The 23,843-nt window shown below is 56.0% G+C and carries 21 protein-coding genes; 10 read left to right on the top strand and 11 right to left on the bottom strand.

Going from position 1 to position 23,843, the window contains the following annotated elements; all coding sequences use genetic code 11:
• Positions 1–14 precede the first annotated feature (14 nt).
• Positions 15–1,055, top strand: coding sequence for a glycoside hydrolase family 5 protein (locus PQU98_RS10075; protein WP_272744814.1), 1,041 nt, complete (start codon positions 15–17; stop codon positions 1,053–1,055).
• Positions 1,056–1,140: 85 nt separating this feature from the next.
• Here PQU98_RS10075 and PQU98_RS10070 read toward each other — a convergent pair whose 3' ends face one another.
• The 4 genes from PQU98_RS10070 to PQU98_RS10055 form a co-directional block, all read right to left on the bottom strand.
• Complete coding sequence (locus tag PQU98_RS10070) at positions 1,141–2,289, bottom strand: AGE family epimerase/isomerase (protein ID WP_272744813.1); 1,149 nt, start codon at positions 2,287–2,289, stop codon at positions 1,141–1,143.
• Between the two features lie 11 nt (positions 2,290–2,300).
• Positions 2,301–3,365 (bottom strand): mannose-1-phosphate guanylyltransferase/mannose-6-phosphate isomerase, encoded by a 1,065-nt coding sequence (locus tag PQU98_RS10065; protein ID WP_272744812.1) that lies wholly within the window; start codon positions 3,363–3,365, stop codon positions 2,301–2,303.
• A gap of 83 nt (positions 3,366–3,448) precedes the next feature.
• Positions 3,449–4,951: a phosphomannomutase/phosphoglucomutase gene (locus tag PQU98_RS10060; protein WP_272745490.1), complete on the bottom strand. Its 1,503-nt coding sequence runs from the start codon at positions 4,949–4,951 to the stop codon at positions 3,449–3,451.
• Between the two features lie 39 nt (positions 4,952–4,990).
• On the bottom strand, positions 4,991–5,884 hold the full coding sequence (locus PQU98_RS10055; protein WP_272744811.1) for a UTP--glucose-1-phosphate uridylyltransferase: 894 nt from the start codon (positions 5,882–5,884) through the stop codon (positions 4,991–4,993).
• 201 nt (positions 5,885–6,085) lie between these two features.
• On the opposite strand from PQU98_RS10055, the gene galE reads away from it, so the two are divergent.
• Both galE and PQU98_RS10045 read left to right on the top strand, forming a co-directional pair.
• Entirely contained in the window at positions 6,086–7,066 is a 981-nt protein-coding gene (galE, locus tag PQU98_RS10050) for a UDP-glucose 4-epimerase GalE (protein WP_272744810.1), read from the top strand.
• A 75-nt stretch (positions 7,067–7,141) separates the two neighbouring features.
• Entirely contained in the window at positions 7,142–8,116 is a 975-nt protein-coding gene (locus PQU98_RS10045) for a UDP-glucuronic acid decarboxylase family protein (RefSeq protein WP_272744809.1), read from the top strand.
• Between the two features lie 57 nt (positions 8,117–8,173).
• Here the strand turns inward: PQU98_RS10045 and PQU98_RS10040 are convergent, their stop codons facing one another.
• Positions 8,174–9,478 carry a UDP-glucose dehydrogenase family protein gene (locus PQU98_RS10040; RefSeq protein WP_272744808.1) on the bottom strand — a complete coding sequence of 435 codons (1,305 nt, stop codon included), beginning with the start codon at positions 9,476–9,478 and terminating at the stop codon, positions 8,174–8,176.
• A gap of 368 nt (positions 9,479–9,846) precedes the next feature.
• On the opposite strand from PQU98_RS10040, the gene PQU98_RS10035 reads away from it, so the two are divergent.
• From PQU98_RS10035 to PQU98_RS10020, 4 genes are all read left to right on the top strand, one after another.
• Positions 9,847–10,608 (top strand): metallophosphoesterase family protein, encoded by a 762-nt coding sequence (locus tag PQU98_RS10035; protein WP_272744807.1) that lies wholly within the window; start codon positions 9,847–9,849, stop codon positions 10,606–10,608.
• Positions 10,609–10,791: 183 nt separating this feature from the next.
• Complete coding sequence (locus PQU98_RS10030; protein ID WP_272744806.1) at positions 10,792–11,412, top strand: polysaccharide biosynthesis/export family protein; 621 nt, start codon at positions 10,792–10,794, stop codon at positions 11,410–11,412.
• 192 nt (positions 11,413–11,604) lie between these two features.
• Positions 11,605–13,791, top strand: coding sequence for a GumC family protein (locus tag PQU98_RS10025; protein WP_272744805.1), 2,187 nt, complete (start codon positions 11,605–11,607; stop codon positions 13,789–13,791).
• Positions 13,792–13,857: 66 nt separating this feature from the next.
• On the top strand, positions 13,858–14,895 hold the full coding sequence (locus tag PQU98_RS10020) for a glycosyltransferase family 2 protein (protein ID WP_272744804.1): 1,038 nt from the start codon (positions 13,858–13,860) through the stop codon (positions 14,893–14,895).
• A 28-nt stretch (positions 14,896–14,923) separates the two neighbouring features.
• On the opposite strand, the gene PQU98_RS10015 is transcribed toward PQU98_RS10020, so the two are convergent.
• Positions 14,924–15,319, bottom strand: a complete 396-nt coding sequence (locus PQU98_RS10015) for a VanZ family protein (RefSeq protein ID WP_272744803.1) — start codon at positions 15,317–15,319, stop codon at positions 14,924–14,926.
• A gap of 119 nt (positions 15,320–15,438) precedes the next feature.
• Positions 15,439–15,768: a hypothetical protein gene (locus PQU98_RS10010; protein WP_272744802.1), complete on the bottom strand. Its 330-nt coding sequence runs from the start codon at positions 15,766–15,768 to the stop codon at positions 15,439–15,441.
• 182 nt (positions 15,769–15,950) lie between these two features.
• On the opposite strand from PQU98_RS10010, the gene PQU98_RS10005 reads away from it, so the two are divergent.
• The gene (locus PQU98_RS10005; RefSeq protein WP_272744801.1) at positions 15,951–16,406 is read left to right on the top strand and encodes a VanZ family protein; all 456 of its coding nucleotides are present in this window, start codon (positions 15,951–15,953) and stop codon (positions 16,404–16,406) included.
• 9 nt (positions 16,407–16,415) lie between these two features.
• Here the strand turns inward: PQU98_RS10005 and PQU98_RS10000 are convergent, their stop codons facing one another.
• The 4 genes from PQU98_RS10000 to PQU98_RS09985 form a co-directional block, all read right to left on the bottom strand.
• Positions 16,416–17,855: a hypothetical protein gene (locus tag PQU98_RS10000; protein WP_272744800.1), complete on the bottom strand. Its 1,440-nt coding sequence runs from the start codon at positions 17,853–17,855 to the stop codon at positions 16,416–16,418.
• 165 nt (positions 17,856–18,020) lie between these two features.
• Positions 18,021–19,112: a glycosyltransferase family 4 protein gene (locus PQU98_RS09995; protein ID WP_272744799.1), complete on the bottom strand. Its 1,092-nt coding sequence runs from the start codon at positions 19,110–19,112 to the stop codon at positions 18,021–18,023.
• An 11-nt stretch (positions 19,113–19,123) separates the two neighbouring features.
• Complete coding sequence (locus PQU98_RS09990) at positions 19,124–20,296, bottom strand: glycosyltransferase (protein WP_272744798.1); 1,173 nt, start codon at positions 20,294–20,296, stop codon at positions 19,124–19,126.
• Positions 20,297–20,621: 325 nt separating this feature from the next.
• On the bottom strand, positions 20,622–21,347 hold the full coding sequence (locus tag PQU98_RS09985) for a sugar transferase (RefSeq protein ID WP_272744797.1): 726 nt from the start codon (positions 21,345–21,347) through the stop codon (positions 20,622–20,624).
• A gap of 419 nt (positions 21,348–21,766) precedes the next feature.
• Here PQU98_RS09985 and PQU98_RS09980 point away from each other — a divergent pair, with 419 nt between their 5' ends.
• Both PQU98_RS09980 and PQU98_RS09975 read left to right on the top strand, forming a co-directional pair.
• Positions 21,767–22,354, top strand: a complete 588-nt coding sequence (locus PQU98_RS09980) for a polysaccharide biosynthesis/export family protein (protein WP_272744796.1) — start codon at positions 21,767–21,769, stop codon at positions 22,352–22,354.
• Between the two features lie 122 nt (positions 22,355–22,476).
• Complete coding sequence (locus PQU98_RS09975; RefSeq protein ID WP_272744795.1) at positions 22,477–23,757, top strand: outer membrane beta-barrel protein; 1,281 nt, start codon at positions 22,477–22,479, stop codon at positions 23,755–23,757.
• Positions 23,758–23,843 lie beyond the last annotated feature (86 nt).

The raw sequence follows: 23,843 nt of genomic DNA, 5'->3' as shown, positions 1-23,843 counted from the left end.
TGGACAGTGCCGTCATGAAAACAACACTGAAATCCTTTGTGACGGCTTTCGTGATGGCCGCAGTTCTGGCCGTGCCCGCTCACGCTGATATGTCCGTCCGTGATGGGCAGGTGGTGGAATCTTCAGGGGCGCCGTTTGTCATGCGCGGCATCAATCACGCCCATCTGTGGGCCCCGAACCGGACTAACCAGGCGTTGAAAGATATCGCCGCGACCGGCGCCAATACAGTGCGGATCGTGCTGGGCAACGGGGTGCGCTGGAACCGGACGTCCGAGCGGTCAGTGCGCCGTCTGATTACACAGTCAAAGGCCGCCGGTCTGATCTGCGTGCTGGAGGTTCATGACACCACTGGTTACGGGCAAACCGGAGAGGGCGCGCCCAAGGATGCCGCCACCATTGCTCAGGCCACGGACTACTGGATCGGCATCAAAGATGCGCTGATCGGGCAGGAGGACTATGTCATCCTCAATATCGCCAATGAGCCGTCGGGTAACGGCGTGGCCGACAGCTATTGGGTGGATGAACATAAGGCCGCCATTGTCCGTCTGCGGGCGGCGGGCTTAAAAAACGTCATCATGGTCGACGGCCCGAACTGGGGGCAGGACGCATCAAAAACCATGCTGCAGCGGGCGGGGGAGGTGTTTGAATCCGACCCGCTGAAAAATACGATGTTCAGTGTCCACATGTATCAGGTCTATGATCGGCCTGAGGTTGTCAGGGCCTATCTCGACGGGTTCCGGTCGCAGGGGCTGGCTCTGATAGTCGGAGAATTTGGCCCCGACCACGAGGGCGAGCCGGTCGACGAAGCCACGATCTTTGACGTGACCAATGCGCACGGCATCGGTTATCTGGGCTGGTCATGGTCGGGCAATGGCCCAAAGGCGCGCAATCTGGATATGGTGGTAAAGTTTAATGCCCGTCACCTGACACCGTGGGGCGATCGCCTTATCAACGGCGAGGGCGGAATCAGGGCGACCTCGAAACCGGCGGCGATCTTTAGAAATGCACCTGAACCTAAACGGGGTCTGTTCAGCCGCTGGTTCAGAGTGGATTAGAGCGGAGCGATTTCCGCTCAAGCCGCCACTGAGGCGGCGGCCAAGGTGGCGGAGCCACCGCCCGGCGAGGGACTAAAAATGACAACTAATCCGCCAGCAGGTGCAGTTCGTCGATGGCGCAGATGATATGATACAGGCTCGACGCCGGGGCCGGTTCATCGACAAACGATCCGTCCGGGTTCATCTTATCCAGATAAAGACCGGCAATATCGGTATTTAGATAAAGCTCCAACCCCTTGGCGGCCGTCACGGCCTTACCGACCGCAAACGCTTTATCCTCATTGGTTTCGGCTACGCTATAAAGGGCGACATAGGCTTTCATGCGCTCGGTCTGCGCCCACAGACGGGCCTTTTGGTCCTTGGGCGAGAAATCGTCCCACAGCTCAAAAATGGTCACGTTGCGATCATGGTCAGTGCCGTGATCTTCGGCAATCTCAATCAGCCGTTTGGCGGGGGCGACAAAGCGGTCATCACCGGTAATTCCGGCCCAGCGGATCAGAAGCCAGGCCCATTCAAACTGGTGGCCGGGTTCAATGATGCGGCCCATCTCGCCCTCAAGCGGGTTCCAGTCGCCGTCGAAATATTCGCGCAAGGAGCCATTTTGCGGATGCAGGAATTTATCGAGACACAGGGCCGAAATCTCTGCGGCAACCTCATGCCATTTGTGATCGCCACCCGCCTCGATCCATGCCAGACAGGCCTCGAACATGTGCATGTGCGGGTTGGTCTTGAGCGGCAGGGTGCGCGGATTGGCTTCTTCAAAGCCGCGCACCGGATGCTTATAGTGTGTCAGCAAATGGTCGCGAATGGCGACACCGGCGGCCTCAAGTGACTTATCGTTTGGGCGCACCTTAAACGCCGAGGCATAGGCCAAAAGCGCAAAGGCATGATCGTAGAAATCAAACTCGCCCTTGATGACGCTGCCATCCGGCGCCAGTACGGCATAGAGCAAACCTTCCGGCGTGCGGGCAGGCCCCGACAACCACTTAAGCCCCTGATCTATGGCGGCATTGGTCTCACCCGCATAGCCCATGCGCTGGGCCAGAGCGTAGGAATAGACCTGACGGGCGGCGACGCGGGTGCGGCGCGAATCATCAACCGGCTTTGCGTCCAGTCCCAGCTTTTCATAAAAGCCGCCTTTTTCGGTATCGCCACCCACGTCCCACCACATGGGCAGGGCATGGTCGAACAACCAGGATTTCAGGCGGTTTTGGGTGTCGGTCAAGGCGGACATGTGGGGCTCAATCAGGCTTGTGGCGGCAGATTTTTGGCGGCTTCGGCGGCCTTTTTGACCTCCTGCGCCAGTGACAGCGGCGCCACCAAAACACCGGCGGGGGTCGAGATAACCATAGTGTCGCGCAGGCCGATAATGGCGACCGGCGGGCCTTCGGCACGGATCAGACAGTTTTCGGCATCGATCAGAATCTTCGGCCCTGTGCTGTGGTTACCGTTTTCGTCCTTGGCACCCAGACGCCATAGTTCGCTGAAACCCCCGACATCGGCCCAGCCAATGTGACAGGGGGCGACGGCGGCCTTTTCGGTGTTTTCCATGACCGCATAGTCGATGGAAATCGACGGGCACAGGGAAAAGGCTTCGGATTCGAGTTCAATCGTCTCGGCATGGCGGTGGGCCTTGGCAAAGGCCGCCTCAGACGCCGACAGAACCTCAGGCGCATAGGTGCGCAGTTCTTCGATCATCACCTGCGGCGAGAACAGGAAGATACCGGCGTTCCAGTCATAGCTGCCGTCCTCAAGGTAAGTTCTGGCCGTTTCCAGATTGGGTTTCTCAAGGAAGCGGCGGACGGCAAAAATATTATCCCCCAGAGCGTCGCCGCGCTGAATATAGCCATAGCCGGTTTCGGGGCCCAAGGGACGGATACCAAAGGTGACGATCCGCTCCTTCGCCACTTCGGCGGAGGCCAGAACGACCTGACGGAAAGCCAGAGGGCGGGTAATGACGTGATCGGCGGGCGCCATCAGCACCAGGGCGTCCGGATCGGTCTCTAACGCGGCCAGCGCTGCCACAGCCGCCACAGCCGCCGTATTGCGGGCCATCGGCTCAACGATGATCGCCTGCGGACTGCGTCCGGCCTCGGTCAATTGGTCAAGGGCTACGGGACGGTGGGATTTGCCGCAAATGACCATCGGTTTCAGGAAGTTATCACCCGACAAACGCAAGGCGGTTTCCTGAATCATGGTATTTTCGGTGCCGAGAGCATGGAACTGCTTGGGCTTTTCAGGGGTCGACATCGGCCACAGGCGTGTACCTGAGCCGCCCGACATGATGACCGGCAGAATTTTTAACGTCATGTACCTCAACCCCAGTTTGGTCTGTGTTATTGTTATAGTATGGCGGGTGTGAGCGCCCGCCAAGAGGATTTAAGCTTAAGAGATTAAATCTCCTGGTTGAACTTACCGATCTCGGAATAATTCGCCAGACGGGGCTTGATTTCCTTACGGAACAGATCGCGCATGTCGTCTTCGGAGCGCAAGGATTCGACCACAACCACCAGCTCCGGCTTGTTGCTTGAGGCGCGCACCAGCACCCATGAGCCGTCGTCAAGGTGAACACGCGCGCCATTGACCGTGATGACCTCAAGGATCTTGCGACCGAGGATTTCACCCCCCTTGGCGTGCAGATCGACATATTCCTGAACGATGCGTTCCAGCACCTGATACTTCAGTTCGTCGGCGCAGTGCGGCGACATGGTCAGCGAGGTAAAGGCCTGCGGCAGGGCAGATTTCAGTTCAGATAGCGACTTGCCCGGATTACGCTCCATCATGGCCAGAACAGCGGCGGCGGCAACCAGACCATCGTCGTAACCACGACCGATATCACCGGCCAGGAAGAAGTGGCCCGACTTTTCAAAGCCGGCCAGCGCGTTCAGTTCAGCCGTCTTACGCTTGATATAGGAGTGGCCGGTTTTCCAGTAGACGGTGGTGGCGCCGTTTTTCTTAAGCACTTCATCGGTCTTGTAAAGGCCGGTCGATTTGACATCGACGATGAAGGTGGCGTCCTTATAGATTTCGCTCAGGTCACGGGCCAGCATCAGGCCAATCTTATCGGCGAAGATTTCCTCACCGGTATTATCGACCACGCCGCAGCGGTCACCATCACCATCGAAACCGAGCGCCAGATCGGCGCCGTATTCTTTGACGGCTTTGGACATTTCGACCAGCATTTCGTGGTCTTCCGGGTTCGGATTATATTTCGGGAAGGTGTTATCGAGGTCGCAATCCATCTCGATCACCTCAACACCCATAGCGCGCAGGGCTTGCGGGGCGAAGGCCCCGGCCGTGCCGTTACCGCAGGCGCAGATGACCTTAAGCGGACGGGTGATCTTGGTCTTGGCCACCACGTCGGCCAGATAGCGTTCCTGCACGCCTTCGACCAGCGTCAGTGAACCACCGGATTTTTCGACGCCCAGACCGCCCATGACGATCTCTTTGAGGCGGCCCATTTCGTCCGGCCCGAAAGTCAGCGGGGCTTGGCAGCCCATCTTGACGCCGGTCCAGCCGTTGTCGTTGTGGGAGGCGGTGACCATAGCCACGCACGGCGCATCCAGATCGAACTGGGCAAAGTACGCAATCGGCGATAAGCACAACCCGATATCGAGCACTTCGCAGCCCGATTGCAGCAGGCCGATGATCAGGGCATTCTTGATATTGATCGAATAGGAACGGTAGTCGTGACCGACGACGATGCGGGGTTTTACGCCGCGTTCCTGCACATAGGTGCCAAGGCCAAGACCCAGAGCCTGAATGCCCAGAAGGTTGATTTCATCGCCAAACAGCCAGCGCGCGTCATATTCGCGAAAGCCTGTGGTCTTAACAAAGGCCTGAGTTTCGTTTTCGAACGTGTTGGCTTTGATATCGGTGCGTGGTTTCAGGATCATGGGTTTCAGAGTCATGGGGTGTCCGTCAGTGATCGCGGATTAATTGAAGAAGGGCGTAAGGGCGGCGCGGGCCGCGTCACCCAGATCAGCACGTTTCAGAGCCAGGGCGACATTGGCCCGCAGAAGGCCGATCTTATCACCGCAGTCATAAGTGGTGCCATCATATTCAAGGGCATGGAAGCTTTGGGTCTGCATCAGCTTGAACATGGAGTCGGTAAGCTGGATTTCACCGCCCGCCCCTTTTTCCTGCGTCGCCAGATGCTCAAAAATTTCCGGCTGGAGGATATAACGGCCCGACACAATCAGGTTGGACGGGGCCGTGCCCTTGGCCGGCTTTTCGACCATGCCGGTCATCTTGTTCAGGCGTCCGTCTTGAGATTCCAGAGCGACTACGCCGTACTGATGGGTCTGGTCGTGCGGAACCTGCTCGACCACGATGATATTGCCGCCGACGCTATCATAGGCATCGATCGCCTGCTTAAGCGCCGAGACCTCGGCATCCATCACCATGTCCGGCAGCAGGACGGCGAACGGCTCATCACCGATAATGTCCTTCGCGCAGGCAACCGCATGGCCAAGACCGAGCGGCTGCATCTGACGCACAAAGCTCATTTCGCCGGGCTTAGGCAGTTCTGCCAGAAGCTCATCCAGAATGGCGGTTTTATTCTTGGCGCGCAGTTGCGCCTCAAGCTCGACCTGATGGTCGAAATAGTCTTCGATCGCACCCTTGGCGCGACCGGTGACAAAAACAAAATGCTCGATCCCGGCGGCACGGGCTTCGGCCACGACATAGGACAGGATCGGGCGGTCAACGACGTTAAGTAATTCTTTCGGGACAACCTTGGTGCCCGGCAACACGCGGGTGCCCAGACCGGCAACCGGCAGGACCGCTTTACGAACTTTGGATTTGGTAGAATGGGGGGATTTGGTCAATTGAGACCTCTCGAAATAAGAAAAACAAAAGAAATAGGGTACAAAAATATTTCGCTTATGCAAAATAATAGGCTAAAGCCAGATGACGGGAACCGCAATGGCCCTTTTGTAATTTTTTAGCATCACGAATGTAAATTTTATTTAAATTGAAGCGGTTAAGGTTAAGAAAATCAGGCCGCACGATATCCGGAGCGATTATATATGTCAAAAGCTGTATTGGTGGCCGGCGGCGCGGGTTATATTGGAGCTCAGACCTGTAAGGTCTTGCACCAGTCGGGTTATATACCGGTTACGCTTGACAGTTTGGTGACCGGCCACGAAGGGGCGGTGAAGTGGGGGCCGTTGATCAAGGCTGATCTGCGCGACCGTGACGCGATCCTTAAGGCCATTGAGACCTATGACATTACCTCGGCTATCCATTTTGCCGCGTTCAGCCTGGTCGGCGAAAGCACGCGCGATCCGGCCAAATATTATGATAACAATGTCGCCGCCGCCACGGCCTTTACCTCGGCCCTGATCGAGGGCGGCGTTAAGGCGATGGTGTTTTCATCGACGGCGGCGACCTACGGGACACCGCAAAGCGACCTGATCCCGGAAACCCACCCGACCCTGCCGATCAACCCTTATGGCGCGTCGAAACTGGCGTTCGAGCAGGCGCTCTACTGGATGGGGCAGGCTCACGGGTTGAAGCACACCATCCTGCGTTATTTCAATGCCGCCGGCGCGGATCCGGACGGTGAGATCGGCGAAAGCCACCTGTGTGAGACCCACCTGATCCCGCTGATGTGTCAGGCGGCGTTGGGCAAGGGCAAACCCCTGACCGTATTTGGCACCGACTATGCCACCCGCGACGGCACACCGGTGCGCGATTATATCCACGTCGTCGATCTGGCTACCGCCCATGTGGCCGCGATCGAGCGTTTGCTGGATGGTGGCGACAGCCAGATTTTCAACGTCGGCACCGGTGAGGGCCTGACCGTGCTGGAGGTCATCAAAATGGCCGAAAAAGTCTTAGGTATAGACGTGCCGCACAGCTTTGGCCTGCGCCGGGAAGGTGATCCGCAGGCGCTGGTGGCTGATGTCGCCAAGATCAAGTCTATGCTCGACTGGCAACCGAAATACAGCGATCTGGAAACCCTGATCCGCACGGCGGCCCACTGGCAGAAGATCAGACCCTATTAAAGGACACGTAACCTGTTAAGACATAGGATGCGGGTGCTTCAATCCTACTATTTTAAATGATTTCCGGAGATTTTTATGCATTTGATTAAACGTATTCTGGTGACCGGCGGTGCCGGCTTTTTGGGCTCACACCTGTGTGAGCGGCTGCTGAACGAAGGCAATCACGTCATCTGCCTCGATAATTTCTACACGGGGGCTCATGCCAATATCCAGCACCTGCGTGACCATCCAAATTTTGAGTTGATCCGTCACGATATTACACACCCTTTGTTTATCGAATGTGATGAGATTTATAATCTGGCCTGTCCGGCGTCACCGATCCACTATCAGCGTGATCCGGTGCAGACGATCAAGACTTCGGTCATGGGCTCGGTCAATATGCTGGGTCTGGCCAAGCGTCTGAAAGCCAAGATTTTTCAGGCCTCGACCTCCGAAGTTTACGGCGACCCCAGTGTCCATCCTCAGCCGGAATCCTATTGGGGTAATGTCAATACCATCGGCCCGCGTTCCTGTTACGACGAGGGTAAGCGCTGCGCCGAAACCCTGTTTTTTGACTATCGCCGCCAGCATGGCCTGAACATCAAGGTCGTGCGGATTTTCAACACCTATGGCCCGCGCATGCACCCCAATGACGGCCGGGTGGTCTCAAGCTTTATCGTGCAGGCCCTGATGGGGCGCGATATCACCATCTTCGGTGAGGGCCTTCAGACCCGTTCGTTCTGTTATGCCGATGATCTGATCGAAGGCTTTGTGCGCCTGATGAACAGCCCCGATGACATCACCGGCCCGATCAATATCGGCAATCCCGGTGAGTTTACCATGCTGGAACTGGCGCAACTGGTGATCGACATTACCGGCTCAAAATCAAAGATCGTCCACATGCCTCTGCCACAGGATGACCCCAAGCAGCGCCGACCCGACATCACTCAGGCACAGGAAAAACTGGGATGGGAGCCTAAGGTGCCGTTGCGCGTAGGCCTGACCAAGACCGTCAATTACTTCGACGGGCTGGTGAAGACGGGCGCGCTGGAAGGTATGTTTAAGTTCTAAAAAGCGCTGAATCCCGAAACAAAAAAGCCCGCCGGTGAGGCGGGCTTTTTCATGATCTTACGGGCGACCGATGCTGCTGTACTCGAAGCCCTTGGTGCGAACCTCAGAGGCTTTATAGACATTGCGCAGATCGACAATCACCGGCGCCTTCATGACTGATTTGACGCGGTCGAGATCAAGGGCGCGGAACTGATCCCACTCGGTCAGGATGACCATGACATCGGCACCACTGACCGCCTCATAGGGGTTGGCCTTGTAGTCGACATTCTTAAGCATCTTTTCAGCTTCGTGGCGGCCTTCGGGGTCATAGGCCTGAATTTTAGCACCGGCCGCCTGAAGCGCCGGTATGATATCCAGAGACGGCGCATCGCGCATGTCATCGGTATTAGGCTTAAAGGTCAGGCCCAGAATACCGATGGTTTTGCCGGAGACATCACCGTCCAGAGCTTTTTTGATCTTTTCGGCCATAGCTTTTTTGCGCGAAGCGTTGACCGCCACTGTGGCCTCGATCAGTCTGGTTGGCGTGCCGTAATCAGCGGCAGTTTTCACCAGCGCCAGCGTATCCTTGGGGAAGCACGAGCCGCCATAACCGGGACCGGCATGCAGGAACTTGGTGCCAATCCGGTTATCAAGCCCGATGCCGCGGGCCACAGCCTGAACGTCAGCACCGACCGCCTCGGACAAATCGGCCATTTCGTTGATGAAGGTGATCTTCATCGCCAAAAACGCATTGGCGGCATATTTGATCAGTTCCGAGGTGCGGCGGCCGACAAACAAAAGCGGGCTCTCATTCAGGTTCAGCGGGCGGTAAAGCTCACGCATCACGTTGCGGGCACGCTCATCTTCTGTGCCGACCACGACGCGGTCGGGGCGCTTGAAGTCGCTGATGGCCGCGCCTTCACGCAGGAATTCCGGGTTCGATACCACCGCAAATTCGGCGTCGGGGCGGCGTTTTTTGATAATGGCCTCGACCTCATCACCCGTGCCGACCGGAACCGTTGATTTGTTGACGATAACGGTAAAGCCGTCCATCAGGTCGGCGATTTCTTCGGCGGCGGCGTAGACATAAGACAGGTCAGCATGACCGTCACCGCGGCGTGACGGGGTGCCAACCGCAATAAAAACGGCATCGGCCGAGGCGATGGCTTCTTTCGGGTCGACGGCAAAGAACAGGCGGCCTTCGCGGACATTGGTTTCGACCAGTTTATCGAGGCCCGGCTCAAAGATCGGGATTTCCCCGGCCTGAAGCCGTTCAATCTTGGAGGCGTCCTTATCGACGCAGGTCACGATATGGCCGAAATCTGCAAAGCAGGCGCCGCTGACGAGGCCCACATATCCTGTACCGATCATGGTTACGCGCATGACTAAATCCTAATGTCAAAAATACCGAACGAATAAACCCGGAAAAAGGAGGGCGTTTCCTCCGGCGGAGTAAAAAATGTGTTGTCAGCAAAGGCGCGGCGGGCCGCGCACCCCTGCATTTAATCCTTAGACCTGTTGGCGTCTTCCTGCCGGATTGTCAATAGAGTTGAGCATGATAAGGTTTGTTTCGGATGCAATTTCTGTCCTGAACCGCCGTGTGTTGCATGAGGGGGCAGGGATGTTAAGGCTCGATCTGTATATTGAAATCAAAACGGCGGGAAAGGCGTCTTGGCACTTTTCCGTTTGCACTCTAAGATGCAGTTTGATTTGACCTGTTGGCCTGTGCGGCGGATTGATTTCGTTTATCCATGATAGCTTTTTTAAAAAATCTGTTTTCACCGCGCAAAAACGAGACTGTGCCGGTCGTTGACCGCCTGACCTACGCCATTGGCGATATTCATGGCCGTGCCGACCTGTTTGCCAAAATGATCGACACGATCCGTGAGGATTCGTTCACCTATCAGGAAAAACCGCGGGTGGTTCTGCTGGGGGATTACATCGACCGGGGGCCGGCGTCTGATAAGGTGCTGGAGATGATCCTCAAGCTTCAGGACGAAATCTGGTGCGATCTCGAAGTCCTGATGGGTAATCACGAGATGTCTCTAGTCAATTTCCTCGAAGATCCCGAAAGCGGGGCGACCTGGGTGCAGCACGGCGGGGGGACAACCCTGATGAACTATGGTGTTCAGGCGCCACCTCTGCGCAGTGATGCCGAAGCCTGGATCGAAGCCCGTGATCAGTTTGGTAACAATCTGCCGCGGGCGCATCTTGAGGCGATTTGCGGGATGAAGCTGATTGTTTACGGCGGCGACTATGTGTTTGTCCATGCCGGGGTCAAGCCGGGCGTCGCCCTGGACGAGCAGGACGCCATGACGCTTTTGTGGATACGGGCGGAGTTTCTGTCGTCGCCCAAGGCGTGTGATTATGCGGTCGTCCACGGCCATACGCCGACGCCGGAGCCCTTTTTGTCGACCTGGCGGATTGGTGTAGATACCGGCGCCTATGCGACCGGTGTGCTGACCTGCGTAAGGTTGCACGCCGATACCCGTCATTTTATTCACATAACATAAAAATGGCATATTAATTGCACAGTGTGCTTACCGGAAAAGCTCCGTGAATGTGATTACCGTTTACTTATTATTAGGGATGGAAAATCACATATCATTATTGGAACTTTATATCCGTATCCGTTATCTAAATTTGCGCCGCAATAGAAAATGGGATGATTTTCGAGTTGAGGCAGGAGGCTTAGCGTGCAGGCATACGTACAAAAGATTTTCTCTGTATTCGTAACGATACTCATGATTACACTGGGGATGGCCAGCCATGCTCAGGCTCAGGTGGCTGGCGCTCAAACAGCCCCTGAGGCGCAAGGTGCGCCGCCCGCGTCTGCTGCACTTGCGAGCGCAGATGCCTACCGCTACATCATGGGGGCTGACGACAAAATTCGCGTTATCGTATTTGGCGAGCCTGATCTCAGCGGTGAATTTGTTGTCAATGGTCAGGGCACCGTCGCCCTGCCCCTGATTGGTGAAGTCAAGGCCGCAGGGCTCACGGTAACGCAGCTTCAGGAACAATATGCGTCTGTGTTGCGCGAAGGCTATCTTAAAGACCCGCGCGTCAGCATTGAGGTACTGACTTTCCGTCCGTTTTATGTGTTGGGCGAAGTCAGCCTGCCGGGTGAATATCCTTACGTCAATGGCATGACCGTCATGAACGCGGTGGCGCGGGCGCAGGGCTTTACCTACCGCGCGAACAAGAAGAAAGTGTTCATCAAAAGTGCCACTACTGAGCAGGAACGCGCCGTGGAACTGACCTCGACGCTGACGGTTCAGCCGGGTGATACAATCCGGGTTGCGGAACGATATTTCTGATATAACACGCGGGCGTAATTTCCTGAGTGTAATGTCGGGCGTCGATGTATAATAAAGGCATCCTTTGGTATTGTTTCCGAAGGATGCCAAATAAAAGAACATGGGGCTGATGGCGATGCCATATTATCGGCACAGCTCATGTGGCGTACGACATAGATTTTTAAAGAAGAGCATTAGCCCATGCCGGAAGTGATGAACCAAACCGAATCGCGTGATGTAGACGATGCGGGGTTCGATGTCTTAAGTTTCATCGCTGATTTTCGCCGGTACATCCTGCTGTTTGGCATCATCTTTATTGCGGTCTTTGCTCTGATACTTGTGCCATTGGTCACGCAGCCGCCGAAATATACGGCCTCTGCCAGTGTTATGATCGATCCGCGTTCAGTGAATGCGACGCCGGGCGAAGCGGTGGTATCCGACCTGCCGGCCGATACGGCAACCATCGATACCGAAGTGGAAATCCTGAAATCCAGCGCGCTGGCTGAACGGGTCATGACCGATCTTAAGCTTGAGCAGGACCCTGAGTTTAACCCCTATATCGGTGAGCGTAAGAAGTTTCTCGGCTTTATCGGCTCTGACGGGCCCGCCAAGACGGCCGCGACCGCCGACGAAACCGATGCCCGTCGTCAGGTGATCATCAACAAGATCTTAAAGCAGGTCGCCATCAAGCGTCAGGGCGCTACCCGCGTCATCAATATCCGCTTTACCAGCCTGTCACCGGCAAAGGCGACCAATATTGCCGACGCCTGGGCGCGGCTTTATCTGGTGCAGCAGCGCGAAGCGCGCATGAGCACCACCCGCGATGCGTCGAACTGGCTCGATTCGCGCCTGACCGAACTGCGTAGTCAGGTCGAAACGGCCGAACGCGCCGTGCAGCAATATAAAATCGCCAACAATCTGATGAGTTCGCAAGGGGCGACCCTGACCGAGCAGGAAATCTCCAACCTCAACACGCAAATGGCCTCCGTGCGTCTGGACGAAGCCGCCGCCGCCGCCCGTCTGGCGACCGCCCGCCGTCAGTTGGCTACGGGCTCTTCCGGTGATGATGTCGGTGAGGCGCTGAATTCCGGCGTGGTGCACTCGCTGCGTACCCAAAGTGCCGAAGTGAGCCGCAAGGTGGCGGAATTAGAGTCCCGTTATGGGCCACGTCACCCGGAAATCCTTAAGGCCAAGCGCGAAAAAGAAGATATCGACAAGCAGATCCGCGATGAAATTTCGCGCATTATCTCAAACCTTGAGGCGCAGGTTCAGGTTCAGCGCCAGCGCCGGTCGGCACTGGATCAGAGCGTGAATGAAACCCGTGGTACTCTGGCCGGTAACAACCGCGCGCAGGTACGTCTGGATGAGCTGGAGCGCGATGCTATGGCGGCGCGCACCATTTATAATTCCTATCTGGAACGCTTCAAGGAAACCTCGTCTCAGGAAGGCAACAACCGCGCCGATGCCCGCATTGTCGCCACCGCCAAGCGTCCAACCACCCCCAGCGAGCCACGCATTCCGCTGGCCATCGCTCTGGCCTTTTGCGGCGCGCTGGGGGCGGCGACCACGGTGGTGATGAGTAGGCGGGCGCTGGATCGCACCATCACCACGTCGGGTGAGGTTGAACTGCATCTGGCCCAGCCCTATCTGGCGGGTTTGCCTCTGCTGAATACGTCGCTTGATAAGGCGGCGGCCCGCATGGATCCGTCGCAGTACCTGATTGAAAAGCCATTGTCGGTGTTTGCCGAAGGATTCCGCAGCCTGAAAACGTCCCTGATCTATGGGCGCAGCGGTGAGCGCGCACAGGTTATCGCCGTCACCTCGGCCCTGCCGGGTGAGGGTAAGACCACGGCCTCTATCTGCCTGGCGCAGGTCATTGCTATGGCCGGTCAGTCGGTGGTGGTCGTCGATTGCGATCTGCGCCGTAAGTCATTGAATAAATTCATTGGCCATAAGGTTGAACAAGGCCTGCTGGAGGTTCTGGCGGGTATGGCGACCATTGATGACGTGGTGGTCGATGGCCCCGGCGGCAAGGTAAAACTCCTGCCTTTGGCGCAGGATACGGACACGACCAAGGACGTCTTCGGCTCGCTGGTTATGGACTATCTTATCCACCGTCTGCGCCGCCGGTACGATATTGTTATTCTGGATACGGCACCGGTTCTGCCGGTGGTGGATACGCGGGTTCTGGCGCGCAAGGCCGATGTGGTGGCCATGCTGGTGCGCTGGCGCAAGACCCCGCGCGAAGCGGCCCGCAGCGCGTTGCAGATTCTGATCGATTCTCAGGCCCCGCTTAGCGGCGTGGCCCTGAGCCAGATCGATGTCCATAAGCAGGCCAAGTATGCTTACGGCGAAGGTGCGTTCTACTACGAGGAATATAAAGACTATTACATGCAGTAACCCCGCTGACGCATAACCTGCGTCAGGCAATCCTCCGGGGCAGCCTTTTTATGGGTATCAAAGCCTATGTCGGTAAAGCTTAAATATGATGTGGTTATCGCGGTGCCGGTTCTCAATGAGGCCGGGGTTATCGAAGGGGTGGTGCAAAACCTGCTCGATAGTTCCGCAGATCTTCAATCCTGTGTCGTGGTGGTCGCTGATGGCGGCTCACGCGACGGCACACCTGACATTGTGCGTAAGCGGTTTGGCGATAATGGCCGTGTCAAACTGATCCATAATCCCGCAAAGCTGCAAAGCGCCGGGGTCAATCTGTGTGTGCAGGAATTTGCTCACCCGCAGGGGGTGCTGATCCGCTGTGATGCCCATTCGGATTATCAGCCCGATTTTATCACCCGGCTTTTAGCGACGCTCAATGATACCGGCGCGGACTCTGTGGTCGTGCCGATGGATTCGGTGGGTTTTAGCTGCCTGCAAAAGGCGGTGGCCTGGGTTTCTGATACGCCGCTCGGTTCCGGTGGGGCTGCCCACCGCGGCGGCCATGTCAAAGGCTTTGTCGATCACGGCCATCATGCGGCCTTTAAGGTCGCCAGCTTCATGCACGCCGGTGGCTATGATCCGACCTATTCGCACAATGAAGACGGTGAATTTGATAACCGCCTGCGGGCCCGTGGCGGCCGCATCTATATGGATAGCGACATTCGCCTGAACTATTTCCCGCGCGACACCCTGCTCAAGCTGTTCCGGCAATATTTTAACTATGGCTGCGGGCGTTCGCGCACGGTGCGCCGTCATCCGGGCTCCATTCGCCTGCGTCAGATGGCGGTGCCGCTGCATCTTATCTTGCTGCTGACATCGCTGGCCCTGCTGCCGGTATCGGGCGTGTTCGGGTTGTGGCCTCTGACCTATCTGTTCGTGCTGACGATCTATTCGCTGATGATCATGGCCAAGCGTAAATCGGCGTGCGGGCTTCTGGCGGGGCCCGCAGCCTTCATGATGCACACCGGCTGGGCCTTAGGGTTCTTCTATGGTCTTGTGGCGATCCGTGAGCGGCGCTGGACGCCGGAAGAGGCAGTAGCCCCTGTGATTACAGAAAGCCTGTCCTAAACGACGGCATCAGTTGTTTTAATAAACTTTATAGCCGGATCTGCAGATGTTTATTGTCGGCGATGTTGCGCTTGAATTTCTGACGGATAACGCCAATCAAGGTGGGTAGAACCGCCATGCTCGACCCCAGACTGCTGGCCAGAAAGTCAGCCACATTGCCATCGCGTCCGGTGCTGGTCTGAAGCACTTCGGCCACGGCGCTGATGGTGATGCAAAACAGCAGTACACTGCCCCGACGTGATGTATTGGTCGCCAGCATCAGCAGCGAGGCAAAGCAGTAAAATGTCAGGACATGGGCCTCTTTGTCACTCATGCCAAGCTGAAATGGCAAGGTTTGATAAGGGCCAAGCAGGAAAACGAACAGCCAGATAGATACCGCGAGCACAAGACCACGCAACGCCAGAACGGGCATAGACAGGGACATGTTCGCGATCCTCACGATAAGGCTTATTAGGATTTGATTAACCCCATTAAAGCCAAAGCGTGCGGCAAGACAAGAAAAAATGTTGCGACTGCGTAACGTTGTTTTCTATCTGTGTAAGCTTACAACAGATTGGCCAATCCCATGATGATAGCCGTCCACGCCGAGCCGCAAAACAGCACAAGTCCCGTGACCGTGTAGACCGTCGGGATCTTCTTGGTCTCAGGCGACGGATCAGGAAACGGCATGGAGAGTTGCGCATGCAGATCCGCCTGAAGCTTATTCGCTGGTGACGGGACATGGGCGTGATGCGTGTCGGCATCAACGCGCGTCAGGTGGCTGCGGTCGCGCTTTTGCGGGTGGGCAGGACGTGACGGCGACGGCTTGGTGAAATCCAGCGTCAGTATATCGGCTGTCTCTTCAAACGTCGGGGCTAATCTGGGTTCAGGCATATTCTATCCCTGCAAAAAATCTATGATCCCAAAGTAACCCATCGGCCTTAAGTAATCGTTTCAATGATTAATAAACAGAAGGTAAATATAAAGCTGCCATAAAATTATGAATACATTAACCATGATATTTAACGCCGCCTTATGCGTGCTCTGTTTAGGGTGAGCTAAGAAGAGGTGGTAATATGAGCAGGCAATCCCAAGCCGTTATTCTGGTTCGCATGGCCGTCATCCTGTTGGCGGTCGTCTTGTCCGTCCTGATGTTTGGCCCGTTTCAGGGGCGTGAGCAGGAACTGGGATTGAGCGACAAAGAAGCGCATGTCCTGGCCTTCTTTGTGTTCACGCTTCTGGCCGTTACGGCCTTTCCGCGTGTCCGCAAATGGGATGTGGGGCTGGCCTGCCTGATCGTTGCGGGCTTAAGTGAAATCATTCAGATGTTTACCGGCCGCAGCGCCAGCCTTTATGACTGGATTGCCGATGCGGCGGGTGTGGTCATGGCGATTGCGCCGATGACCTTTGCGTCTCTGCGCAGTCAGATGCGGGGCGAGAAACGCCTGCGCCGCCGCGCCACGGATGCGGTGCTTAACCGGCCGACACCGCCGACACTGGCGGGTGTGCGTCTGCGTCGCCGGGCGGGGTAGTTACCTCGCTTATGGCGTGATGATGTCGCTGGGTTCATCGCGCGGACGGGGCGCATTGGCTATGACGCGCGGCGGGCTGACATATTTTGTCCCGACAATCACGCCAAACAGGCAGGCGACAAAAATCCCGTAGTCCGGGGTCGTCCCGACCAGAGCCGCACAGACCAGAACCGGTAGGACGGACAGCTTGGCACCATGCAGGATAATCTTAAGTTCTTTTTGCTCAGGACGTGCGCGGGCGGCGATAAGCTGGATCAGGAAGATGGCAAACAGCAGGGCGCCGATAAAACCTGTGGCCGCGAGGATATTGACGAAGAAGTTCGATGTCCGCACCGACCCGGCCCCGACGCCAAAGCCCTTGGTATCCCAGAAGTTTTGCAGCGCGTAGGTGTTCCATGACGACCGCTCGATATAGGACAGGGACTGGGTCTTATTGAGCAGCATCTCGTCGACCAGAGTAAAAATGATCTCACGGGTGGCGGGCAGGGCCATCAGGCCGATGAAGCCCAGAATGCCAAGCACAGAAATGATGCCCAGCTCCTTGGCCACACGGGCGCGCAGGGCCATATCGCCATTAATGGCCTTATGGATGCTGTCGGCAAAGTGCAGGCCTATGATGGCAATAATACCGACATAGGCCGTTGACGACGTAGACAGGCCCGCAAACAGAAAGCCCAGACCAATGGCCGGCATGACCACCCACTTGGTCATCTTGGGCGAATAGAGCTGACGCATGAACAGAAGCGGCCCCAGTAGCGCGATCACCAGCGTGCCATAAGAGGACGCTTCCGGCATCAGGCCGACCGTGCGGCGCACGCCGCCGCTGACTTCCTGATCGACCAGCATGGCATAGCTGGCGTTACGGAAAATTTTGAGCATGTCGGTCTTACCAACTATGCCGAAGGCAAAGTCGATCATGCCGGTCGCGATGGCGGCGATCATGGCGTACAAAATCGCTTTGGCAAACGTCTCCTTGAAATCCGGTAAACGCGCCATAGTCGCCATAGCGGTGACAATCATGAAAGAGATGATCAGGTACAGCGACTGGGTGATATTGGACGTTGTCGGATAGAGCGGCGTCAGGGCGTAGGAATAGCTGGTGGCAAGGCGCATCGGGATGACATACATCTCACCGGCAAACAGGCTGGGCAGAATAAAAGCCCCTACCACCGCCACCACGGTGAACAGACCTAAGATTCCGACGCGACTGGGGTTCACCAGGGTTCGCGTATAGATTTGCGCGGTTTTCTGCATCCACAACAGCTTGCCGATCAGGAACAGAAACGCCACCGGGGCCGCCAGAATACTGGCGCCTGCGGTCAGGGCCGGTGGGATGAGCGCCAGAGCACCGAAGCTGGTATAGATCAGCGCTGTAATCAAAAGAAAGCCCGGCGGCCGGGTCAGGCCGTAGATCAGGATCAGCAGACAGAGGATAGAAACAGGCGTCACGTCGTTTGGTCCTCAGAGCGGGGCACGTTTGTCAGGATAAGCTTGCAATGGCGATGCCATCCGAAGGCCAGGCGGGTTTAGATGTAGTGGGAGTGGTCAGTCCGTAACGGTAGTATGAACTGTGAACCCAGTTATTTATCTTAACGGAATGTTTTTTCAAGCGGCTTATGACGCCAAAAGCTCAAGGATTTGCCGGGCGGTTCGCGCCCATGTGAAGTGAGCGGCTTTGGCCTGCCCCAGATTTGAATAGGTCTGTCTCAAAGCGGGGTCATCTTTTAACGATCTGATGCGGGCAACCCAGTCGGCGGGGCTGTCCGGATCGGCATAGAGCGCGGCGTCACCGCACACTTCGGGAAGCGCGCCGCAGGGGGCCGCCACCGCCGGACACCCCAGCAGCATGGCCTCCAGTGGCGGCAGGCCAAACCCTTCGGTTCTGGACGGAAAGGCAATGCACAGCGCCTGAGACATGAGCGCGCTCAAAGATTCGTCACTGACCGGCCCGGCGGGTATAATATTGTCAGTCAGCGGTGCCTCAATCAGGCCCTGCAGGGCGGCGCGGTCAGCCCGACCGAAAAGAACCAGCTTAAGATCAGGCAGGTCTGCAAAGGCCGTGAGCAAGACCTTTATGTTCTTATGGCTTTGGATATTGGCCAGAGCCAGCACATATTCGCCCGGTATGATTTTAAGGTTGTCCAGTGCCGACATGTCGGCGGTTAAGCGAAGCACATGATCAACGCCGTTGTGAGCGACGGTGATCTTTTCGGTAGGTGCGACCCCGTATTTGATCAGATCCTGTTTTGAATATTCAGAGACGGCCAGAACCTGACGGCTGCGATGGCCGAGCCAGGGCTGGATAAATCTGTACCAAAGCCGGAATGGCACACTATAGGACTGCGGGGCGGCGTGAACTTGCGCGTCATGCAGCATGGTCACGGCATTCAGGCTTAAGGCTGGCCCCAGATTACACAGGTTAAGGAGGCGTGACCCTTTGGCGAGCCACGGCAGTTCTAACTGCTCCCACAGATTGCCGCCGAAGCGGCCCGCGGTGCGCACCTTTATCGCTTTTAACCCAAGCGTGGTAAGCGCAGGCTCAGCAGATTTCGGGGCAACCAGCTCAAGCGTGACGGATGAGGCCAGAGATGGGTTTTCGCTGATCAGCCGGTCAAATTCGCGCACGATTTCCATGGCCACGCGCTGAACGCCGGTCATGTGGGCGCTCATGAACTTGCCATTGATGGTGACGCGTACAGGTTTCATGGGCCCCAGTATTAACCGCGCATGGCCTGCTTTTCGACCACGACCGGGCCGGTTCTCAGTTCGGCAACGATCCCGCGATGGCCCTCATTTTCGGCTCTCAGACAGGCCTCGATATGGCGGCGCAGACGCTCCATAAAGATGGGCTTGGCAAAACCGGCGGCATGGGCGCTTAAGACTGCCGGATCAAAGCTGGCGTGGCGGATTTCCATGTCATCCACGGCGGCTTGCAAGGATTCCGGCGTTTGCTCATGGAACAGAATGCCGGTCTTACCGTCGACCACCGTTTCCAGAGCCCCGCCCTTGGCAAAGGCGATGACCGGGCGTCCGCTGGCCATAACCTCCAGCGGGATGATCCCGAAATCTTCCACGCCGGGAAACACCAGCGCGCGGCAGTTGGCGAAATGGTGGGCCATCGTCTTGTCGTCGACCGAATCCAGAAAGCGGACATTCGGGCCGGCCTCGGCCTTCAGCTTCTTGTCGGCGCCAGCACCTATCACGACCAGCGGCTTGCCTGAACGGGTAAAGGTCTCGACCGCCAGACAAACCTTTTTGTAAGGCGTGATCTGACCGGCGCACAGATAGTAATCGCCGGGGCCATCGGCATTACTGGCCAGCGGGACAAACCGCGAGGTATCGACCGGGGGGTTCACCACGGTCGCTTCACGGCGATAAAATTTCTCGATGCGCTTGGCCACATAATTGGAATTGGCGATGAAATGATCCACGCGCGACGCGGTTGTCACATCCCAGGCTCGCAGGAAGGGCGCGGCTACCGACATCATCATCCGGCCCCAGAAGCCCATGGTGGAGCGGTACTGATCATACAGATCCCAGATGTAGCGCATGGGGGAATGGCAGTAACAGATATGAACCGCGTCCGGTCGCGTAACGATAGCCTTAGCCGGGCCCGCCTCGCTGGAGATGACCAGATCATAGCCCGTCACATCAAACGATTCGACCGCAAACGGCATCAGTGGCAGCATGGCCTTATAGTGCTTCACGCCACCAAATTTTTGCAGGAATGACGTATATATCTTGTGGCGCAGGATGGTGGGCGACAGCTTTGCCGGATCGGCCACCAGCGTGAAAATATCCGCGTTCGGGTATAGTTCGCATAGCGCTTCCAACACACGTTCACCGCCACGCATCCCAACAAGCCAGTAGTGTACAAGTGCGACTTTCATTGCGGATCTGGGCGTCCTTCGGCGTGAGGTGGGACTGGGTTAATCCAAATGGTTAACACATATCACGGTTGTATAACGTGGGTGTCTGAAACGCAATAAGCCGCTGAACTCGCTGGATTTTCAAATCATCTAAAATCCGGCGGAATGTCGCGTTTGACCCGTTGATGTTTAAATCAGCAAGAAGGGTGCCACGGCAGGCGCGTCGGACGCGTGTTGCTGGCAATTAGAGCTTGAATGCGAAATTTATTGAATTTTTATTTTGCAGCACACAAAAAAACGGCAGGGCGTACCCTGCCGTCTTAATAATCATTATGGTCAGATGGCCCTAGTATGAGCCTTTTTGTAGCAGAACGGCCGGCAGCGTTTTAACCAGGATCATGATATAAATGCCACATGAATGCTTGCGGGCAAACAGGCGATCCATCGCCACCCGGCGGTTGTAGCTGACGTCATTGCGTCCCATAACCTGCCACAGTCCGGTAATGCCGGGCAATACCGACACATACATCTTAAAGGAACGGCCGTACTTGACGACTTCGGAACTGACGATCGGGCGAGGCCCCACCAGGCTCATTTCACCGCGGATGACATTCAGCAACTGAGGCAATTCATCAACACTGGTTTTGCGTAAGATGCGTCCCAAAACGGTAATGCGCGGATCGTTCTTCAGCTTTTGTTCGGCGTCCCATTCGGCGCGCGCCACCGGATCATTCAACAGGATTTCACGTAAGATCTCATCTGACCGGACGTGCATGCTGCGCAATTTGAAACAATAGAATTCACGACCGTTCAGACCGATACGCTTTTGCCGGTAAAGGGCCGGGCCGCCATCCTGAAGCCGGATCATAAGGGCAATCACCACGATCGCCGGTGCCAGAAAAATAAGCGCACACAGGCTGATGAACAGGTCAAGGCACCGGATGGCACCCCCATTCAGGCGGCGCAGTTTCGCCCGCTTCGTGGCGGCCACACGCGACTGAGAACTACGTACCTTAAATCCAACGGAGACGTTGTTTTTCATACTTGCCACTGACGGCGTATTGATCAACATGATCACTCTCCAAAAACTGCACAGTGAGTATTTAAATTCACGGGCAAACTGTCAACGATTTGTCCCGCAATGCACAATGTATGCCATAAAAAAATCCAGCTTGCGCTGTTTGCGCAACTGATGGCGATCAGAATATAAAAACTTGCCAAAAATTGTTGGTTAACAGGGCGTCCCGCAACGAGATTCCCCAACGGGTTGATTAATCATTTCAATTATCAAGGTCGTAACCTGATGTGTCAAAAATGAAGCCCTTTGGCCAAAAATGAAGACTTGGGCATCGTTTTGATGCGCCGATTTTGTTTTGCTTGGACTTAACAGCTTTTTGCAATTATTTCACTATCATTAGTTCTGGTTTGAGTCAAAAATCGATATTGCACCGCACAATTAACTATGAGACGTTAGGGACAAGAGCAGAAACAATGGCAACCGTTTTCGCAAAAATACTATCCCTGTGGGCCGTGGTAATAACGCTGGCGATGTCAGGTTTAGCTGTGGCGCCACCTGTTCTGGCTCAGACTGAGACATCGGCGCCCGTCAGCGCGGATAACTATCGCTACCGGATGGGCGCGGATGACAAGATCCGGGTGATTGTGTTCGGTGAGCCTGATCTCAGTGGTGAATTCGTGGTGAATGGTGAAGGTAAGGTGGCCTTGCCGCTGATTGGCGAAGTCCGGGCTGCGGGCCTGACCGTCACCGAACTTCAGGATCAGTATGCGGGGGTGCTGCGTGAGGGCTATCTTAAAGACCCGCGCGTCAGCATCGAAGTTCTGACCTTTCGCCCGTTCTATATTCTGGGCGAAGTCAGCCAGCCCGGTGAGTACCCCTATACAAATGGTTTGACGGTCATGAATGCCGTGGCGCGGGCTCAGGGCTTTACCTACCGCGCAAACAAGAAGAAAGTCTTCATCAAAAGTGCCGGCTCGACTGAGGAGCGTGAAGTGGAACTGACCACAGGCCTCACCATCCAGCCGGGCGACACTATCCGTGTGGCCGAGCGGTATTTCTGACGACGCCACAAACACTTAGTTAAGCGTTCAATATTATATGGCCTGTTATAGCAGACCGTTTTTACATTTAGCCTCTCATCGTGGCTTTTTCTTCAAAGCCTTCACTCTTTGGCATGGACACTATGCAAACCAAAAAAATCCTCACGCTCACCCTGATACCGGCTCTGTGCGCAACGGCCGGTATAGCCGGAGCCCAAGACTATTTCGTACAGGAAAAGGACAAAAATTCGTCGGTCGCCAGCCGGGTGCCGCCAGGCTATGAGCCATTGGGCATCCGTACCGGCGGTTTTGACATCTATCCTAAGGTCGATCTGGGGCTTGAGCGCACGGACAACGTCTTCTTCAGCGATACCGCAAAAGAAGATGACATGATCTTGACGGCCCGGCCGGAAGTGCGCGCCCAGTCGCGCTGGAGCCGCCATGCACTGCTGGGATCGGTATATACTAATATCCGCCGCTACGGCGATAATGATACCCAGAACACCGAAGACTGGGGTGCCAATGTCTATGGCCGCGCGGATGTCACGCGCTTCTCCAATATTTATGGGGGTATCAATCTGGGCCGCACCAGCGAATCGCGCGGCGATCCGTCGTTGAGCGAAAACATCGTTGAGCCGGTTGAGGTCAAGAGTGACGGCTTTAACCTGGGCGGGCAGATGACCTTCAACCGCTTCCGTCTGGGTGTTGACGGCAGCGTCTCTGCGCTGGACTACACCGATGTGCGCACGACGGATCTGGTCAATTTCCCAAGCGGGATTCAGGATCAGGACAACCGCGATGTGAAATATAACCGTTTTGCCATACGTGGTGACTACGCCCTGAGCCCTGATACCTCAGTGTTCATCTCTTATGATTATAATGAGCGTAAATATGATCAGGCCTTAGCTGCCGCTGATCGTAATTCAAACGGCTATAATATCTCTATTGGTGCGGCCTTTGACCTGACTGATCTGCTGCGCGGCGAAGTCCGGGCCGGCTACCTGATGCAGGACTATGACAACTTCGCCTACTCAACTGCGCGCGGCACCTCGTTCAGTGCGCAGGTCGAATGGTTCCCGACCCGTCTGACGACCGTGAATTTCAATGCCGGTCGCTCCATCAATGAAACCCCCTATGCTGGGGCATCGGGCTTCCTGTCGACCCAGCTCAGTGTGACCGTCGACCATGAACTGCTTCGGAACTTTGTCATCTCCGGCGGTGTGTTCCATTTTGACGATGAGTACCGCGGCCTTGACCGTGCCGATAAGCGCGACAGCCTGAGCCTGGGCGGCCGTTATCTGATCAACCGTCGTCTGAGCCTTAAGGGCGAATATATGCACTCCAAGCTCGGATCTGACGGTTTGGCGGCATTCCGGGACTACACCCATAACAGTGTTAAGTTCACATTGGGCGTACAGTACTAAAGTCGGTTGCGGGGCCATGAGTTATCAAGTTTTCTCATGGCCTCATTTTCTGGCCCCAATTTTGCAAAATGCGTAACGGGTTCCCA

The sequence above is a fragment of the Asticcacaulis machinosus genome (assembly GCF_028550435.1).
Taxonomy (GTDB): Bacteria; Pseudomonadota; Alphaproteobacteria; order Caulobacterales; family Caulobacteraceae; genus Asticcacaulis; species Asticcacaulis machinosus.
The sequence above is the reverse complement of the archived record's forward strand: the minus strand, read 5'-3'. Positions and strand labels throughout refer to the sequence as shown.